12 protein-coding genes are annotated in these 14314 nt (G+C 67.6%); 6 read left to right on the forward strand and 6 right to left on the reverse strand.

Going from position 1 to position 14314, the window contains the following annotated elements; translation table 11 throughout:
• Position 1 precedes the first annotated feature (1 nt).
• Together G7Z99_RS12210 and G7Z99_RS12215 are read right to left on the reverse strand one after the other, a co-directional pair.
• The gene (locus G7Z99_RS12210; protein WP_181094152.1) at positions 2 to 718 is read right to left on the reverse strand and encodes an LrgB family protein; all 717 of its coding nucleotides are present in this window, start codon (positions 716 to 718) and stop codon (positions 2 to 4) included.
• A complete protein-coding gene (locus G7Z99_RS12215; RefSeq protein ID WP_181094155.1) occupies positions 715 to 1077 on the reverse strand; it encodes a CidA/LrgA family protein in 363 nt (120 codons plus the stop codon). Before G7Z99_RS12215 ends, G7Z99_RS12210 begins: the two co-directional genes overlap by 4 nt.
• 160 nt (positions 1078 to 1237) lie before the next feature.
• On the opposite strand from G7Z99_RS12215, the gene G7Z99_RS12220 reads away from it, so the two are divergent.
• Complete coding sequence (locus tag G7Z99_RS12220; protein ID WP_181094157.1) at positions 1238 to 2971, forward strand: C13 family peptidase; 1734 nt, start codon at positions 1238 to 1240, stop codon at positions 2969 to 2971.
• 28 nt (positions 2972 to 2999) lie between these two features.
• A complete protein-coding gene (locus G7Z99_RS12225; RefSeq protein ID WP_181094159.1) occupies positions 3000 to 3641 on the forward strand; it encodes an NAD(P)H-binding protein in 642 nt (213 codons plus the stop codon).
• 563 nt (positions 3642 to 4204) lie between these two features.
• On the opposite strand, the gene G7Z99_RS12230 is transcribed toward G7Z99_RS12225, so the two are convergent.
• The 4 genes from G7Z99_RS12230 to G7Z99_RS12245 all read right to left on the reverse strand — a co-directional run bounded on the left by G7Z99_RS12230 (position 4205) and on the right by G7Z99_RS12245 (position 8435).
• Positions 4205 to 4480 (reverse strand): YceK/YidQ family lipoprotein, encoded by a 276-nt coding sequence (locus tag G7Z99_RS12230; protein WP_375139151.1) that lies wholly within the window; start codon positions 4478 to 4480, stop codon positions 4205 to 4207.
• A gap of 14 nt (positions 4481 to 4494) precedes the next feature.
• Positions 4495 to 5127: a flavin prenyltransferase UbiX gene (ubiX, locus tag G7Z99_RS12235; RefSeq protein ID WP_181094162.1), complete on the reverse strand. Its 633-nt coding sequence runs from the start codon at positions 5125 to 5127 to the stop codon at positions 4495 to 4497.
• Positions 5124 to 6473: a UDP-N-acetylmuramate:L-alanyl-gamma-D-glutamyl-meso-diaminopimelate ligase gene (gene mpl, locus G7Z99_RS12240; RefSeq protein ID WP_181094164.1), complete on the reverse strand. Its 1350-nt coding sequence runs from the start codon at positions 6471 to 6473 to the stop codon at positions 5124 to 5126. Before mpl ends, ubiX begins: the two co-directional genes overlap by 4 nt.
• A gap of 66 nt (positions 6474 to 6539) precedes the next feature.
• Positions 6540 to 8435 carry a sigma-54-dependent Fis family transcriptional regulator gene (locus G7Z99_RS12245; RefSeq protein WP_181094166.1) on the reverse strand — a complete coding sequence of 632 codons (1896 nt, stop codon included), beginning with the start codon at positions 8433 to 8435 and terminating at the stop codon, positions 6540 to 6542.
• A 265-nt stretch (positions 8436 to 8700) separates the two neighbouring features.
• Between G7Z99_RS12245 and exaC the strand changes: the two genes are divergently transcribed.
• From exaC to eutC, 4 genes are all read left to right on the forward strand, one after another.
• Entirely contained in the window at positions 8701 to 10221 is a 1521-nt protein-coding gene (exaC, locus tag G7Z99_RS12250) for an acetaldehyde dehydrogenase ExaC (RefSeq protein WP_181094168.1), read from the forward strand.
• Between the two features lie 169 nt (positions 10222 to 10390).
• Positions 10391 to 11839: an ethanolamine permease gene (eat, locus tag G7Z99_RS12255; RefSeq protein ID WP_181094277.1), complete on the forward strand. Its 1449-nt coding sequence runs from the start codon at positions 10391 to 10393 to the stop codon at positions 11837 to 11839.
• Between the two features lie 77 nt (positions 11840 to 11916).
• Positions 11917 to 13311 (forward strand): ethanolamine ammonia-lyase subunit EutB, encoded by a 1395-nt coding sequence (locus G7Z99_RS12260; protein ID WP_181094169.1) that lies wholly within the window; start codon positions 11917 to 11919, stop codon positions 13309 to 13311.
• Between the two features lie 9 nt (positions 13312 to 13320).
• On the forward strand, positions 13321 to 14121 hold the full coding sequence (eutC, locus tag G7Z99_RS12265; RefSeq protein ID WP_181094171.1) for an ethanolamine ammonia-lyase subunit EutC: 801 nt from the start codon (positions 13321 to 13323) through the stop codon (positions 14119 to 14121).
• Positions 14122 to 14314 lie beyond the last annotated feature (193 nt).

The following is a 14314-nucleotide window of genomic DNA, read 5'->3' on the forward strand; positions in this document are numbered from 1 at the left end:
CTCAGGTCGCCAGGCTGACCGCCAGCGGCAGGAACACCGCCGTGGCCACGCCCATCAGGCTCATCGCCAGCGCGGCGAAGGCGCCGCATTCGTCACTTTCCTGCAAGGCCACCGAAGTGCCCACCGCATGGGCGGTCACCCCCAGGGCCATGCCTCGCGCTTCGGGGCTGAGCACGCCGCAACGGGTCAGCAGCGCCGGGCCGAAGATCGCCCCCAGCACCCCGGTGATCAGCACGAACACCGCGGCCAGGGCCGCCACGCCGCCGATCTGCTCGGCCACCAGCATGGCGATGGGCGAGGTCACCGACTTGGGTGCCATGGTCATCAGGATCATGTGCTCGGCACCGAACCCGTACCCCAGCACCAGGCAGGCCCCGGTGGCGAAGACGCCACCCAGCGCCAGCGTGATCAGGATCGGCCAGAACAGCTGACGGATGCGCCGCAGGTTGAGGTACAGCGGCACCGCCAGCGCCACGGTCGCCGGCCCGAGCAGGATGTTGAGAATCTCGGTGCTGCTCCGGTACTCACGGTAGTCGATGCCACAGGCCAGCAGCACGCCAATGACCAGCAACATCGACAACAGCACCGGCTGCAGGAAGATCCAGCGGGTCTTCTCGTACAGCGCCAGGGCCAGTTGGTAGGCGCCCAGCGTCACGCCGATGCCGAACAGGGGGTGGTGGGTCACGGCGCCCGCCGCGCCTTGCCAGTCGAGCATCATGGTCGGTCCTCGGGATGGGCGTGACGACGCATCAGCCGTTGCATCAACAGGCCGACGAACACCAAGGTCACCAAGCAGGACACCACCAGCGCACCGACGATCGCCCAGAAGTCGGCGGCGATGGCAGCGGCATACACCATAACGCCCACCGCAGGCGGCACCAGCAGCAACGGCAGGTAACGCAGCAGGCTGGCCGAGGCTTCGCTCAGCGGCGTACCGACCTCGCCGCGCAGCATCAGGAACACCAACAGCAGTAGCAGGCCGATGATCGGCCCGGGCAAGACTGGTACCAGCAGGTGGTTGAGCGCCGTGCCCAAGAGTTGGAACAGCACCAGCCATGTCAGACCGCGCAACAGCATCGAGGACCTCCTTCGCATGACGGGGCATTATAACCATGCCCTTCCTTTTTTACGGCAAGGCCGCGTTTCGTCCGAACACAGCCATCGGTAGACGTTCGGTGACTGTCTGCGCCCGCCCGTTCTGCGGCATACTCGCGCCATCCTGTGCCCGGAAGCCGTCATGCGCCCATTGCTGCCCTTGTCCCTGATCCTGCTGCTCGCCGCCTGTGGCGAGGGCGAGTCACTCGCGCCCCCCGACGCCCGTCTGCCGGACGGCGGCCGCTACCGCGGCGAGGTGGTGAACGGCCTGCTCCAGGGCGCAGGACGCATCGACTACCCCAATGGCAGCTGGTACGCCGGCAACTTCGTCAACGGCCAGTGGCATGGCCAGGGCGAATGGCATGGCAGCAACGGCGAGGTGTACCGCGGCGAATTCGCCCAGGGGCTGTTCCACGGCCTGGGCGATCTGGTCACGCCGGGCAGCCATTATGCAGGCACCTTCCAGCACGGGCGCCGCGATGGCGAAGGCACGCTCAAGGAACACGGCGCGACCTACCGCGGCCAGTTCAAGGACGACCAGTATTCCGGCGCCGGGCAGCTCGACCTGGCCGATGGCAGTCGCTACCAGGGCCTGTTCAGCGACGGCAAGCCCAACGGGGCCGGGATGCGCAGCGACCCGAGCGGCAACCAGTTCAGCGGCCAGTTCGTCGATGGCCTGTTGCAGGGCAGCGGCACCTACAACAGCGTCGAGGGCGAGCAGTACATCGGTGAATTCAAGGACAGTCGCCTGGAGGGCCGTGGCCGCTACGAGAACGCCGACGGCGACGTCTGGATCGGGACGTTCAAGGACGGCGCACTGACCGGCGAAGGCGAGCTGCTCGGCAGCGATGGCAGCCGCTACAAGGGTGGCTTCCGTGACTGGCGGTTCAGCGGCGAAGGCCGGCTGCAGCTGGCCGACGGTAGCCAGTACGTCGGCGGCTTCGACAATGATGCGTACGACGGTCACGGTCGGCTGCTGCTGGCCGATGGGCGGATCGAGAGCGGACAATGGATCAACGGCGTGCGCGTGCGTGACGAGAAGGGTGCGCTGCTGCCCGACCCGCTCGAGCTGGCGCTGCTCAACCAGGGTGCGTTGCTGGACAAGGCACTGGGCGCGGTCACCCGGTCCGGTCCGGCGATCCAGCTGTACAGCCTGGTGGTGGCCGGCGACGGCCAGCAGAGCGTGTTCCTGCGCGAGGCCGACTACGTCAGCAACCTGCTCAAGGTACGCTTCGGGGCACGCAGCCAGGTCACCCTGGTCAATCACCGCGACCACCTGGCCGACCGGCCGATGGCCACCCGCGAGAACCTGACCCGTGCCGCGCGCACCCTGGCCGAGCGCAGCGGGCCGAACGACCTGCTGTTCATCTACCTGACCAGCCATGGCAGCAGCGATCACCAGCTGGTGCTGGACCAGCCGCGCCTGCAACTGGCCGACCTGTCGGCCGACCAACTGGCCAGCGCCCTGGCGCCGCTCAAGTCGCGCAACAAGGTGATCGTGATCTCTGCCTGCTATTCGGGCGGCTACCTGGCGCCGCTCAAGGACGAGCACACGTTGATCATGACTGCGGCGCGAGCCGACCGGGTGTCGTTCGGCTGCTCGGAAGAGGCGGACTTCACCTACTTCGGTGATGCGCTGTTCGCCCAGGCGCTGAACCAGACCGACGATCTCGAACAGGCGTTTGAACTGGCGCGCCAGAGCGTTGCCGAACGGGAACAGAAGGAAGGCTTCGAAGCGTCCGAGCCGCAGATCTGGGCACCTGAGCCGGTGCTTGCCCACTGGCGGCGACTGCGGCACCAGCAGGCCGAGGAGGCCTTGCGCAACGTCGCCTCGAAGCCGGCCTCGTCACACGCGCGCACCACGGTCCGCCGCTAGACCGCGTCGCCCCTTTGGGAGAACTGCCATGTACCTGACCCCTCAGCACGTCCTGCTCGCCGGCGCCACCGGACTGACCGGCGAGCACCTGCTCGACCGTCTGTTGAACGAGCCGACCGTCAGTCGAGTGCTGGCCCCGAGCCGTCGTCCCTTGGTGGCGCATCCGCGTCTCGAGAACCCGGTGGGCGAGCCGGCCCAGGTGCTCGATCAGCTCGAAGGCCCGGTGGACATCGCCTTCTGCTGCCTGGGCACCACGCTCAAGCAGGCTGGCTCCGAAGCGGCCTTTCGCGCGATCGACCTGGATTTGGTCGTGGCGTTCGCCGCCCGTGCGCGTGCGCTGGGCGCCCGGCATCTGCTGGTGATCAGCGCCATCGGCGCCGACCCGGAATCGTCGATCTTCTACAACCGCGTCAAGGGCGAGATGGAGCAGGCGCTGCGTGCGCAGGATTGGCCGCAGCTGACCTTGGCTCGCCCTTCGCTGCTCATCGGCGAGCGCCTGGAGCCCCGCCTGGCCGAGCGCATCGCCGCGCCGCTGTCGCGCCTGGTGCCGGGCAAGTACCACGGGATCGAAGCCTGTGTCCTGGCGCGGGCGTTGTGGCGCCTGGCGCTGGAAGAGCAGGACGGTGTGCGGGTGGTGGAATCGGATGAATTGCGGCGGCTGGGGAAGTGATTAGCGGCTGGAACGTGCTTGGTGAGGGCGTGCGGGCTGGTAACTGTCTGAGCGGACAGCGCTGTTCTTCTGATAAGGACTGTCTTTTTCTGTTCGATTGAGGCTTCAGCGTACTGGCAGGGCATGTGGGCGCTTCGGGGCTGGTCGTGGCGGTCAATCTTCACTGTACTGAACAAGGGGTCGCTGGTTTTGTGGGCCCTGCGGGCCCAATCGCGGCACAGGGGCCGCTCCTACAGAGGACCGCGGCAGCCTGTACGACTGAGGTGTGAATACGGGTGTGGGAGATTCTATGGTTTCTGCCAAGTGTTATGTGGGCCCAATCGCAGTACAGGGCCGCGCCTACACCCGTAGCCGCACCACGGCGTCGCAGGCCATCGCGATCCCCTGTGGGAGCGGCCCCTGTGCCGCGATCGGGCCCGCAGGGGCCGTGAAATCAGCCACGCCGCCTGTGCAGGCAGCACGCTCCATCGATCAGTGAATCCATGTGCCCAGCGGCAATACCCGGGACACGCCGCCTGGACCACCCTGCACGTGCCAGGTATTGGCCACCCCACTCACGTGCCTTACAACCCACCCCGCGCCTGATACCCAACCCCCAGCACCGTCAGCACCGACAACGGCAGCAGTACCGTATCGAGCACCAGGCTCCCCGGCAGGTCCAGGCGCGGCCAGGCAGGTGCCTCGGTGCCGAAGCGCTGCAGCGCGCAGCACCCGCCGTTCAGGGCATACAGGTCCAGGCGCGTGCCCGCATACACCACCGGCGCGCCTGGGTGAGCCGCATCGAGGGTGCGCACGGTGGCGCAGCCGCAACTCAAGGCCAGCACCAGGGCCAGGGCGATGCTGCGGTTCGGTTTCACTCCTCGGCGGCGCCCAGGTGGTGCTCGCCCCAGCGCGGCAGCATGTCCTGCGGAATCTCCAGCAGGTTGAGGATCCGCGCGACGACGAAGTCGATCAGGTCGTCGAGGGTCTGCGGCTGGTGATAGAACCCTGGCGCCGCCGGCAGGATCACCGCGCCCATCTGCGAGAGCTTGAGCATGTTCTCCAGGTGAATGGTCGAGAACGGCGCCTCGCGCGGCACCAGGATCAGTTGCCGGCGCTCCTTGAGCGTGACGTCCGCGGCACGCTCGATCAGGTTGTTGCAGGCGCCGGTGGCGATCGCCGACAAGGTGCCGGTGGAGCACGGCACCACCACCATGGCTGCCGGCGCCCCGGAACCGGAAGCCACCGGCGACATCCAGTCTTCCTTGCCGTACACGCGGATCTGCCCTGCCGCTGCACCGGTGTACTCGGTGAGGAAGGCCTGCATGGCCTGCGGTTTGGCCGGCAGGATCACGTCGGTCTCGGTGGACATCACCAGTTGCGCGGCCTTGGAAATCAGAAAGTGCACTTCGCGGTCTTCACGCACCAGGCAGTCCAGCAGACGCAAGCCGTACTGCGCGCCCGAGGCGCCGGTCATGGCCAGGGTGACGCGCTGCGGCCCGCTCATCGCAGGGCCTCGGCGAGCTTGCCATGCAGGCCACCAAAGCCGCCGTTGCTCATGATCACCACGTGGGTGCCGGGCCGTGCCTGGCCCTTCACGCGCTCGATGATCGCCTCGAGGCTGTCGGCGACCACGGCCGGTACCTGGCAGTCCGCTGCCGTTCCGGCCAGGTCCCAGCCCAGGTTGGGCGGCGCGTACCAGATCACCTGGTCGGCGGCGACCACGCTCTCGGGCAACCCGTCCCGGTGCGCCCCCAGCTTCATGGAGTTGGAGCGTGGCTCGATGATGGCGATCACCGGCGCCTCGCCGACCCGCTTGCGCAAGCCGTCGAGGGTGGTAGCGATGGCGGTCGGGTGGTGGGCGAAGTCGTCGTAGATCGTCACACCGGCAACCTCGGCGACCGTTTCCATCCGGCGCTTGACGCTCTTGAAGGCGCTGAGGCCGTCGATGGCCATGGCCGGGGCGACCCCGACATGACGAGCCGCCGCCAAGGTCGCCAAGGCGTTGGCGACGTTGTGCTGGCCGGTCAGGGCCCAGGCGACCGTGCCCTGCACCTGGCCGTCGAGCAGCACCTCGAAGCGCGAACCGTCGGCGCTCAGCAGACGGGCCTGCCATTGCCCGCCCTCGCCGGTGGTTTGCACCGGTGTCCAGCACCCCATGCCGATCACCCGCTCCAAGGCCGGTTCGGTGGTCGGGTGAATGATCAGCCCTTCGCTCGGAATGGTGCGCACCAGGTGGTGGAATTGCCGCTCGATGGCCGCCAGGTCCGGGAAAATGTCGGCATGGTCGAACTCGAGGTTGTTGAGGATCGCCGTGCGCGGACGGTAGTGCACGAACTTCGAGCGCTTGTCGAAGAAGACGCTGTCGTACTCGTCGGCCTCGACCACGAAGAACGGCGTGTCGCCCAGGCGCGCGGACACCGCGAAGTTCTGCGGCACGCCGCCGATGAGAAAGCCCGGGCTCATCCCGGCATGCTCCAGCACCCAGGCCAGCATGCTGCTGGTGGTGGTCTTGCCGTGGGTCCCGGCCACCGCCAGTACCCAGCGCCCCTGCAGCACGTGGTCGGCCAGCCACTGCGGGCCGGACACGTAGGGCAGCCCGGCGTTCAGGACGTGCTCGACGGCCGGGTTGCCGCGCGACAGCGCATTGCCGATCACCACCAGGTCCGGTGCCGGGTCGAGCTGCGCGGCGTCATAGCCCTGGGTCAGTTCGATGCCCTGGGCCTGGAGCTGGGTGCTCATCGGGGGGTAGACATTGGCGTCGGAGCCGGTGACCCGGTGGCCCAATGCCTTGGCGAGCACCGCCAGAGAGCCCATGAAAGTGCCGCAGATACCGAGAATGTGAATGTGCATGATCGACCTCGCAAAACGTCGAGGCAGGGTAGCCCAGGCGGGCGCAAATCGCACCCGCTGTTTCGCTCAGCGACGGCGCTCGATGCCGTGTCGACGCAACTTGCGGTACAGGGTGTTGCGGCTGATGCCGAGCTGCTCGGCAACACGGGTCATGTGCCAGCGATGGGCCTCGAGCGTGCTCAGCAAGGCGCCCCGTTCGGCGTCCTCGAGGCTGTGGGGGGACGCGGGTGACGAGGCGCCCGCCACGCCTGGCCGACGGATCGCAGGCGGCAGGTCCTCGAACCGGATCAGCCCGTCGTCGCACAAGGCCACCAGCGTGCGCAGCACCGTGCGCAGCTGCCTGACGTTGCCGGGCCAGGCGAAGGCCAGCAGGCACTGGCGCGCCGCTGCCTCCAGTCGCACGGGATGGTCGCCGGCCTCCTGGGCCAGCAGCGCCTCCAGCAGGTGCGCCGTGTCCGACCGCTCGCGCAGGGCCGGCAGCTCGACGTCCAGGCCGGCGAGCCGGTAGTAGAGGTCTTCGCGAAAACGGCCCTGGGCGACGAGCGCGAGCAGGTCGCGGTGGGTCGCGCTGACGATGCGCACATTCAAAGCCTGCGCCTGGCCGCCGATCGGCACCACCTGACGCTCCTCCAGCACCCGCAGCAAGCGCGTCTGCAAGGCCAGCGGCATGTCACCGATCTCGTCCAGCAGCAACGTCCCGCCGTCGGCCTGCAGCAGCTTGCCCGGCATGCCCTCCTTGCGCGCACCCGTGAAGCTGCCGCCGCGGTAGCCGAACAGCTCGCTCTCGATCAGGCTTTCGGGCAACGAGGCGCAGTTGATCGCCACGAACGGCGCCTGCCGACGGGTGCTGGCCTGGTGGACGGCCTTGGCGAACGCCTCCTTGCCCACGCCGGTCTCGCCCTGCAGCAGCAGCGGCACGTCGCGCTCGAAGACCCGCAACGCCCGGCGAAACTGCTCGCTCAACCCGGCATCGAGCAGGCACAACCCCTCTCCGGTGGCCTGGGCCAGGCGCGGTGCCACCTGTGGCCGAGCGACGGCGCGCCCGCGCACGCTGGCGAACAGCGCGCGGCCGTCACGAGTGTGCAGCGGCCAGACCGCGCAGCCTTGCGGCATGGCGCGCTGGATCAGCCCCTGCGGGTCACCACAGAACCACTGCGTCAGGGGCTGCCCCAGCAACGCCTCGCGGCTGACCGCCAGCAGGTTCAGGGCGCTCTGGTTGGCGGCGCACACGCGGCCTGCGTCATCGAAGGCCAGCAGCCCCTCGCTGAACAGCCCGACCGACTCGGCGCGGGGATGGAACCGCAGCAGCCACTGGTGCGCGTACTGACGCAGGAAGTAGCAGCTTTCGATCATCCGCGCCGACAGGTTCACCAGGCTCATGGTGTGGAACTGGCTCTGCCGGGAGACCTGGGCCTTGGCCGAGGACACGTCGAGCACCGCGAGCAGGTCGCCATGAGGGTCGAACACGGGGCTTGCCGAGCAGGTCAGCCCCGTGTGCCGCCCTCGAAAGTGCTCATCCTGGTGGATGGTCAGCGGCTGCCGCTCGACCAGGCAAGTGCCGATCCCGTTGGTGCCTTCGCGCGCTTCGCTCCAGTCCGCGCCCAGCCACAGCCCGGCGCGTTCGAACACGCGGCGTTCGGCCGGTGCGGTGACGCACTCGAGGATGATGCCGCGGGCATCGGTCAGCAGCACCGCGTGCCCGGCGCCGGAGAGTTGCTGGTGCAGGCTGTTCAACTCGCCGCTGGCGATGTCCAGCACCTGCTGCAGGCGCTCGCGGCGTTCCTGGAGGCTGGCCTGTTCCAGCACCACCGGGTCCTGCAAAACGGTCGGGTCGAGGTGGTAGTCGTCCAGGCAGCGTAGCCAGGAACGTGCGATGGAGGGGTCGCTGACGGCGTCGCCCTTCGCGCCCCGCGCCACCGTCAGCACCTGGCTGGCATGGCGGCTCAAAGACGTGCTCTGCATGGTTGTTGTTCTCCGCAGATGACTCGTGCGGCCAGCATCCTCCACCCACGCCGGGTTTGCAATGAAGCCCACGTCCGACGCCTGCAAAGCGTGTCAGAAACGGTACAGACTGTGGCGAGGTGCTGCGCCAAGGCTGGCACAGCACCGTGGTCGACGCCTGCCTCCCTACCGGAAAACCCTTGTTCCAGAGCCTTCCACGGCATTGGCCCGAGGTTTGCTCTACGCTTCTGGACTCCACCACAACACAAGAGCCAGGAGACACACCATGCGTTATGCACACCCCGGCACCGAGGGCGCCAAGGTCAGTTTCAAGGCCCGCTACGGCAACTACATCGGTGGCGAGTTCGTCGCGCCGGTAAAGGGCGAGTACTTCACCACCACCTCGCCGGTCAATGGCCAGCCGATCGCCGAGTTCCCACGCTCCACGGCCGAAGACATCGACAAGGCCCTGGACGCGGCCCACGCCGCCGCCGACGCCTGGGGCCGCACCTCGGTGCAGGACCGCTCCAACACCCTGCTCAAGATCGCCGACCGCATCGAGGCCAACCTGGAGCTGCTGGCCATCACCGAAACCTGGGACAACGGCAAGCCGGTCCGCGAAACCCTCAATGCCGACATTCCCCTGGCGGTCGACCACTTCCGCTACTTCGCCGGTTGCCTGCGCGCGCAAGAAGGCGCCGCCGCGGAGATCAACGAAGGCACCGTGGCCTATCACTTCCATGAGCCGCTGGGTGTGGTCGGGCAGATCATCCCGTGGAACTTCCCGATCCTCATGGCCGCGTGGAAGCTGGCCCCGGCCCTGGCCGCCGGCAACTGCGTGGTGCTCAAGCCCGCCGAGCAGACGCCGCTGGGCATCACCGTACTGGTCGAGCTGATCGGCGACCTGCTGCCACCGGGCGTGCTCAACATCGTCCAGGGCTTTGGCCGCGAAGCCGGTGAAGCGCTGGCCACCAGCAAGCGCATCGCCAAGATCGCCTTCACCGGGTCCACCCCGGTGGGCTCGCACATCATGAAGTGCGCCGCCGAGAACATCATCCCCTCCACCGTCGAGCTGGGCGGCAAGTCGCCGAACATCTACTTCGAGGACGTCATGAACGCCGAGCCGTCGTTCATCGACAAGGCCGCCGAAGGCCTGGTGCTGGCGTTCTTCAACCAGGGCGAAGTCTGCACCTGCCCGTCGCGCGCGCTGGTGCAGGAGTCGATCTACCCGCAGTTCATGCAGGTGGTGATGGAGAAGGTGAAGAAAATCAAACGGGGCGACCCACTGGACACCGACACCATGGTCGGCGCCCAGGCGTCCCAACAGCAGTTCGACAAGATCCTCTCCTACCTCGAGATCGCCCAGCAGGAAGGCGCCGAGCTGCTGGTCGGCGGCAAGGTCGAGAAACTCGAAGGCGACCTGTCGACCGGGTACTACATCCAGCCGACCCTGCTCAAGGGCAACAACGCGATGCGCGTGTTCCAGGAAGAGATCTTCGGCCCGGTGGTCAGCGTGACCACCTTCAAGGACGAGGCCGAGGCCCTGGCGATCGCCAACGACACCGAGTTCGGCCTGGGCGCTGGCGTCTGGACCCGCGACATCAACCGCGCCTACCGCATGGGCCGCGGCATCAAGGCCGGTCGCGTCTGGACCAACTGCTACCACCTGTACCCGGCGCATGCGGCGTTCGGTGGCTACAAAAAGTCCGGCGTCGGCCGTGAAACCCACAAGATGATGCTCGACCACTACCAGCAGACCAAGAACCTGCTGGTCAGTTACGACATCAATCCGTTGGGGTTCTTCTGAGCGGCGAGCGGTTAGCGGCACGCTGCACGTAAACGCGGGACGGTGGTGAGGCGGCATAAGTCGGCAGGCGTCCAGCGTGCGACGTGCCGCCCTCGCCTGGCCCGCTTCCTGCACACCCTATCACCACGGGGCCGGTGCCATGCTGGCCAACAAGAAGAAAGGTGAACCTATGCCAAGCGAACAGGCTGCACACGCGCCGGCGGGCGCGGCGGTCGACTTCGAGAACGTCGACTCCCAGTACTTCCAGCAACGACAACTGAAGAAAGGCGCGGCAGGCTGGGTCCTGCTGGTGGGCCTTGGCGTGGCCTACGTGATTTCCGGCGACTATGCCGGGTGGAACTTCGGAATGGCGCAAGGCGGTTGGGGCGGGATGTTCCTCGCCACACTGCTGATGGCCACCATGTACCTGTGCATGTGCTTCTCCCTGGCCGAACTGTCCTCGATGATCCCGACGGCCGGCGGGGGCTATGGCTTCGCACGCAGCGCCTTCGGGCCCTGGGGCGGGTTCCTGACGGGGACGGCGATTCTCATCGAATACGCCATCGCGCCTGCGGCGATCGCCGTGTTCATCGGCGCCTACTGCCAGTCGCTGTTCGGCATCGGTGGCTGGATGATCTACCTGGCCTTCTACGTGGTGTTCATCGGCATCCACATCTTCGGGGTCGGCGAGGCCTTGAAGCTGATGTTCGCCATCACGGCCGTGGCGGCCATCGCGCTGGCGGTGTTCCTGCTGGCCATGGTGCCGCACTTCGACGCTGCCAACCTGTTCGACATCGCCCCCACCCAGGCCGCAGGCGCCAGCAGCTTCCTGCCGTTCGGCTACGTCGGCGTGTGGGCGGCGATCCCCTATGCGATCTGGTTCTTCCTGGCGGTCGAAGGCGTCCCCCTGGCCGCCGAAGAGACCAAGAACCCACGGCGCGACCTGCCCCGCGGCCTGATCGGCGCGATGCTGGTGCTGCTCAGCTTCGCCCTGCTGATCCTGGTGATCGGCCCAGGCGGCGCGGGTGCCGAAGCGCTCAAGGCGTCGGGCAACCCCTTGGTCGAGGCGCTGGCCAAGGCCTATGGCGGCTCGACCTGGATGGGCAGCTTCGTCAACCTGGTCGGCCTGGCCGGCCTGATCGCCAGCTTCTTCTCGATCATCTACGCCTACTCGCGGCAGATCTTCGCCCTCTCGCGGGCCGGTTACCTGCCGCGCAAGCTGTCAGAGACCAACAAGAGCAAGGCGCCGGTGCTGGCGTTGGTGATTCCAGGCGTGATCGGCTTCGCGCTGTCGCTCACCGGCCAGGGTGACCTGCTGATCCTGGTGGCGGTGTTCGGTGCGACCTTGTCCTACGTGCTGATGATGGCGGCGCACATCACCCTGCGCATTCGACGCCCCAAAATGGAGCGGCCTTACCGCACCCCGGGTGGGATCGTGACCTCCGGTGTGGCACTGGTGCTGGCGTGCATCGCGGTGGTGGCCGGCTTCCTGGTCGACCCGCGCGTGGTGATCGGCGCAGCAGTGATCTACGCGGTGCTGATCGCCTACTTCGCGTTCTACAGCCGCCACCACCTGGTGGCCGGCACGCCCGAAGAGGAGCTGGCAGCGATCCAGCAGGCCGAGCAGACCTTGCATTGACTGACGTGCGAGCGCCTCGCCTGGCGGAGCGCCGGAAGCCACGCGGCGCCCAGGTGGTGCCGCTTTGGAGGTTGTAGATGGCATCTTTCGTACACACGGTGGGTAACCAGTCATACCGTTTCGACAGCCTCAAGGACGTCATGGCCAAGGCCAGCCCGGCCCGCTCGGGCGACTTCCTGGCAGAGGTGGCCGCCCGTAACGACGGCGAGCGCGTGGCGGCGCAGATGGCGCTGGCCGACATTCCGCTCAAGCACTTTCTGAACGAGGCGCTGATCCCGTACGAGGAGGACGAAGTCACTCGTCTGATCGTCGACACCCATGATGCCCAGGCCTTCGCGCCGGTCAGCCACCTCACCGTGGGTGGCTTGCGCGACTGGCTGCTGGGCGAGCAGGCCGACGAGCGCAGCCTGCGCGCCCTGGCGCCGGGGCTGACCCCGGAGATGGCGGCCGCGGTCTCGAAGATCATGCGTGTGCAGGACCTGGTGCTGGTCGCGCAGAAGATCCGCGTGGTCACCCAGTTTCGCGGCACCCTGGGCCTGCGCGGCCGACTGTCGACCCGGCTGCAGCCCAACCACCCCACGGACGACCCGGCCGGGATCGCCGCGAGCATTCTCGATGGCCTGCTGTACGGCAACGGCGACGCGATGATCGGCATCAACCCGGCCACCGACAGCACGGCGTCGATCTGCACGTTGCTGGAGATGCTCGACGCGATCATCCAGCGCTACGAGATCCCGACCCAGTCCTGCGTGCTGACCCACGTCACCACCTCGATCGAGGCGATCAACCGGGGCGTGCCGCTGGACCTGGTGTTCCAGTCGATCGCCGGCACCGAGGCCGCCAACGCCGGGTTCGGCATCAGCCTGAGCCTGCTGCAGGAGGGCTACGAGGCCGGGCTGAGCCTCAAGCGCGGCACGCTGGGGCAGAACCTGATGTATTTCGAGACCGGCCAGGGCAGCGCGCTGTCGGCCAACGCCCACCATGGCGTCGACCAGCAGACCTGCGAGGCACGCGCCTATGCCGTGGCCCGGCACTTCAAGCCGTTCCTAGTCAACACGGTGGTCGGTTTCATCGGCCCGGAGTACCTCTACAACGGCAAGCAGATCATCCGCGCCGGCCTGGAGGACCACTTCTGCGGCAAGCTGCTGGGCGTGCCGATGGGTTGCGACATCTGCTACACCAACCATGCCGAGGCCGACCAGGACGACATGGACACCCTGCTGACCCTGCTGGGGGTGGCGGGCATCAACTTCATCATGGGCATCCCGGGGTCGGACGACATCATGCTCAACTACCAGACCACGTCGTTCCACGATGCGCTCTACGCACGCCAGACCCTCGGCCTGCGACCCGCGCCGGAGTTCGAGGCGTGGCTGGCGCGTACCGGGATCTTCACCCAGGCCGATGGCCGGGTGCGCTTCGGCGAGCAGCTGCCGCCGGCCTTCCGCCAGGCCCTGGCGCAACTGGGATAGGAGCTGGACATGGACAACACCCCTGCAAACCCCTGGTCATCGCTGCGCAATCTGACCTCGGCGCGCATCGCCCTGGGCCGGGTCGGCACCAGCCTGCCGACCCAGGCGCAACTGGACTTCCAGTTCGCCCACGCCCAGGCACGCGACGCGGTGCACCTGGCCTTCGACCACACCACCTTGCGCGACGCCCTGGCGCAGCAGGGGCGGCCCAGCCTGTCGCTGCACAGCGCCGCCCATGACCGCGACCAGTACCTGCAACGCCCGGACCTGGGCAGGCGGCTGGACGAGGCCTCGATAGCCACACTGGAGGAGTACGTCGGCGCACACCCGGACACCGTCGACCTGGCGGTGGTGATCGCCGACGGCCTGTCGGCCCTGGCCGTGCATCGTCATGCCCTGCCCCTGCTGGCCCGGTTCGAGGAGCAGGCGGCGAGCGAGGGCTGGTCGATGGCGCCGGTGGCGCTGGTGGAACAAGGCCGCGTGGCCGTGGCCGACGAGATCGGCGAACGCCTGCGGGCGCGCATGACCGTGATGCTGATCGGCGAGCGGCCGGGCCTCAGCTCGCCTGACAGCCTGGGGATCTATTTCACCTATGGTCCCCGGGTGGGGCTGACCGATGCCTACCGCAACTGCATTTCCAATGTGCGCCTGGAAGGGCTGAGCTACGGGCTGGCCGCGCACCGACTGCTGTACCTGATGCGCGAGGCCTGTGTGCGCCAGCTGTCGGGGGTGAAGCTGAAGGATGAAGCGCAGTTGCAGCAGGTCGAGGGGGACGCGACCCGGACGGCCGGGAATTTTCTACTGGAGTGAACGGGCGTAAGGGCGGGCGCATTCAGGGTGCCCGCGGACCCGATTGCCTCAGCAGCGGCCCGATAGCCTGGACTGCATGGCTGGTCTGGCAGACCGCCGCACTCGTTTGTGAGAGCGGTCTTACCCGCGATGCAGGCGGCGACGGACCGGGCGCCATCGCGGGCAAGCCCGCTCCCACAAGCTGTTCGCGCAG

Origin of the sequence: Pseudomonas entomophila, assembly GCF_013523165.1 — a bacterium.
Taxonomy (GTDB): domain Bacteria; phylum Pseudomonadota; class Gammaproteobacteria; order Pseudomonadales; family Pseudomonadaceae; genus Aquipseudomonas; species Aquipseudomonas entomophila_A.

Excerpts from the sequence above, each read along its gene's own strand:
- G7Z99_RS12260 (WP_181094169.1), top strand. The coding sequence starts at position 11,917 with ATGGCATCTTTCGTACACACGGTGGGTAACCAGTCATACCGTTTCGAC.
- G7Z99_RS12225 (WP_181094159.1), top strand. The coding sequence starts at position 3,000 with ATGTACCTGACCCCTCAGCACGTCCTGCTCGCCGGCGCCACCGGACTG.
- G7Z99_RS12210 (WP_181094152.1), bottom strand. The coding sequence starts at position 718 with ATGATGCTCGACTGGCAAGGCGCGGCGGGCGCCGTGACCCACCACCCC.
- exaC (WP_181094168.1), top strand. The coding sequence starts at position 8,701 with ATGCGTTATGCACACCCCGGCACCGAGGGCGCCAAGGTCAGTTTCAAG.
- mpl (WP_181094164.1), bottom strand. The coding sequence starts at position 6,473 with ATGCACATTCACATTCTCGGTATCTGCGGCACTTTCATGGGCTCTCTG.
- G7Z99_RS12245 (WP_181094166.1), bottom strand. The coding sequence starts at position 8,435 with ATGCAGAGCACGTCTTTGAGCCGCCATGCCAGCCAGGTGCTGACGGTG.
- eat (WP_181094277.1), top strand. The coding sequence starts at position 10,391 with ATGCCAAGCGAACAGGCTGCACACGCGCCGGCGGGCGCGGCGGTCGAC.
- G7Z99_RS12220 (WP_181094157.1), top strand. The coding sequence starts at position 1,238 with ATGCGCCCATTGCTGCCCTTGTCCCTGATCCTGCTGCTCGCCGCCTGT.
- ubiX (WP_181094162.1), bottom strand. The coding sequence starts at position 5,127 with ATGAGCGGGCCGCAGCGCGTCACCCTGGCCATGACCGGCGCCTCGGGC.
- G7Z99_RS12215 (WP_181094155.1), bottom strand. The coding sequence starts at position 1,077 with ATGCTGTTGCGCGGTCTGACATGGCTGGTGCTGTTCCAACTCTTGGGC.
- eutC (WP_181094171.1), top strand. The coding sequence starts at position 13,321 with ATGGACAACACCCCTGCAAACCCCTGGTCATCGCTGCGCAATCTGACC.